At 29.8% G+C, this 657-nt stretch carries 1 protein-coding gene; it reads right to left on the reverse strand.

The genetic code is table 11. The annotated features are described in order from the left end of the window. Positions 1–609: hypothetical protein (locus H8911_RS12245; RefSeq protein ID WP_222621042.1), on the reverse strand; the 609-nt coding region annotated here is incomplete at its 3' end. Between the last annotated feature and the right edge of the window lie 48 nt (positions 610–657).

The following is a 657-nucleotide window of genomic DNA, read 5'->3' on the forward strand; positions in this document are numbered from 1 at the left end:
ATTCATATGTTTTTCAAATATAGCTTTCACAATAAAATATTCACCATAATCCATCAATTCATAAGCTACTGCCTTATTGGGTGAGTTGTGTTTTTCATTGACTCTTGCATACAATTCATCTTTGTATTTTTGAAACTGCACCTTGAATACAATGTCTTTCTGCGTACTTCGATAGGTCAACATATCATTATCTATATTCAATTTGAAAAGGTTATTTGAATACTTTCCTTGTCTTCTGCCTGGAATCATCATTCTTCTTGATCTTTTAAAACGATAGATATCTAAGTAACCATTTTTAAGATTCTTTTTACCACCAAAACATACAGAAGGCATCTTTCTTTTTAATTTGAACTCATTTCGATTCCTTCTGAATTTTAGATTACGAATGATGCTCTTCAATCTTTTGATATTTGGATCCAATACCTGTACCTCATACAAATAGTCTTCTTCTGTATATTTCTTTTTTTTGGATCTGTTGATCAGCTTCTCTTTTTCCTTTAAAGCCTTCTTCAATTGTTTTTCATTTTTTTTAATTTTTTTGTTTATCTTTTTAAGACGAGTCTTGATCAAATCACGATCTTCCATTTCTCTACATTTAAGACTTTTCACCAAAGCCTTTGCATCATAAATGGCAGACAAAGGAAAATAATCATTTGT

This window comes from Holdemanella hominis, assembly GCF_014306155.1.
Lineage (GTDB): Bacteria > Bacillota_I > Bacilli_A > Erysipelotrichales > Erysipelotrichaceae > Holdemanella > Holdemanella hominis.